This is a genomic window from Streptomyces albidochromogenes (assembly GCF_005981925.1).
Classification (GTDB): Bacteria; Actinomycetota; Actinomycetes; order Streptomycetales; family Streptomycetaceae; genus Streptomyces; species Streptomyces albidochromogenes.
The window spans coordinates 1-1,650 of the sequence record NZ_VBVX01000588.1 but is presented as its reverse complement, the minus strand read 5'-3'; the positions used below and the strand labels follow the sequence as shown (position 1 = coordinate 1,650).

Genomic DNA, 1,650 nt, shown 5'->3' with positions numbered 1-1,650 from the left:
GGCCGGTGGGCCGCCCGCCTTCTGCCAGCGGCTACGGATCGCCGTCGCGTCGCGGCCGTCCTCCGCCGCCTGGCGCAGTTCGTGCGTGAGCAGGTCCTCCGGCTGCACCCAGGTCAGCCGGACGCTCATGGCGCGCCCGTCAGCGCGGCGAACGTCGCCTCGTGGGCTCTGCGGCGGCGCGTGTCGCGGGCGTAGACCTCGCGGGTCACGGCCGCCAGGGTGCGGGGCGGGGTGTGCAGGTCGGTGCGGCTGGCTTCCGCCACGGTCTTCGCCCAGTCGGAGGGGATCGCCGACTCGCCGTACAGGGCTCCGGAGATCGCACCGCTCATGGTGGCGATCGAGTCGCAGTCCCGGCCGTAGTTGACGGAGCCCAGGACGGTGTGGCGGTAGTCGCCGCCGGCGACCAGGAGCATGCCGAGGGCGATGGGGAGTTCCTCGATGGAGTGCAGGCGGGAAGGGCGGCGGGCGGCGAGGGTCGGTTTGCGGTAGTCGGGGCCCACCGTGTCGAAGGGCGCCACGGCGGCCCGCAGGGGGGCGAGCGCCGACTCGAAGTCGTGGTGGCGTACGGCGGTCTCGGCCACGGCCTCGATCGCCGCCCGTGTCCCGTCCTTGGCGAGGGAGAGGCAGGTGTCCACCACGGTGGCGGGTGTGGCGTCGGGCGCGCAGGCGGCCGCCACGGCGGCCGCGAAGACACCGGCTGCCTCGCGGCCGTACGACGACTGGTGCGCGCCGGCCACGTCGATCGCCTCCGCGTACGCCGCCGCGGGGTTGCCCGCGTTCACCAGGCCCACCGGCGCCATGTACATCGCCGCGCCGCAGTTGACGATGTTGCCCGTGCCGGCCTCGCGCGGGTCCACGTGGCCGTAGTGGAGGCGGGCGACGATCCACTTCTCGGCGAGGAAGACACGCTGGAGGGGCAGGGCGTCCGCTTCCAACTCCGGGATCCAGGTGGGGGATTCCATCAGTTCGGGGACGAGTCGCTCGGCGACCGAGTAGGCGTCGAGGTGGTCGCGTACGGCGTCGTACACGCGCACCAGGGCATGGGTCATGAGGGTGTCGTCGGTGATGTGGCCGTCGCCCTTGTGGTACGGGGCGATCGGGCGCGCCGTACGCCAGTTCTCGTGGAACGGGCCGACGATGCCGTGGACGCGGCCGCCGTGGCGTTCGGCGATCTGCTCGGGCGACCAGCCCTCGACCGGCCCGCCCAGCGCGTCGCCCACGGCCGCGCCGACCAGGCTGCCGGTGGTCCGGTCCTCCAGGGTGAGTGGGGGGAATGTCGGCATGGAGTCATCCCTTCGCGAGGTGCGTGGTGAGGTGTGCGGCCAGCTCGACCAGGTCCGTGCCCGCCAGGCGGGGCAGCGCGCAGCCGACCAGGGTGCGGCAGGTGTCGCGCCAGCCCGCCGGGAGCGCGTCGCCGCCGCAGAGCGCGCCGGTCAGGGCGCCGGCGAGGGCGGGAGCGGAGTCGGCGACGCGGGACAGGCAGGCCGCCGCGGGTACGGCCTCGGTGACGCGGCCGCGGGCGGCGGTGGCCAGCGCGAGGGCCACGGGGACGGTCTCGGCGGCGGCGATGCCGTAGCTGTAGACGTGGTCGACGATCTGGTGTTCGAGGACGGGGACCAGGGCGAAGGCGCCGACGGGCGGGTGCGGGTG

2 protein-coding genes are annotated in these 1,650 nt (G+C 74.6%); both read right to left on the bottom strand.

Annotated features, from left to right (window positions below):
* Positions 1–125: 125 nt before the first annotated feature.
* Positions 126–1,283 (bottom strand): ADP-ribosylglycohydrolase family protein, encoded by a 1,158-nt coding sequence (locus tag E2E34_RS34090; RefSeq protein ID WP_138905687.1) that lies wholly within the window; start codon positions 1,281–1,283, stop codon positions 126–128.
* A 4-nt stretch (positions 1,284–1,287) separates the two neighbouring features.
* Positions 1,288–1,650: ADP-ribosylglycohydrolase family protein (locus tag E2E34_RS34085; RefSeq protein WP_138905686.1), on the bottom strand; the 363-nt coding region annotated here is incomplete at its 5' end.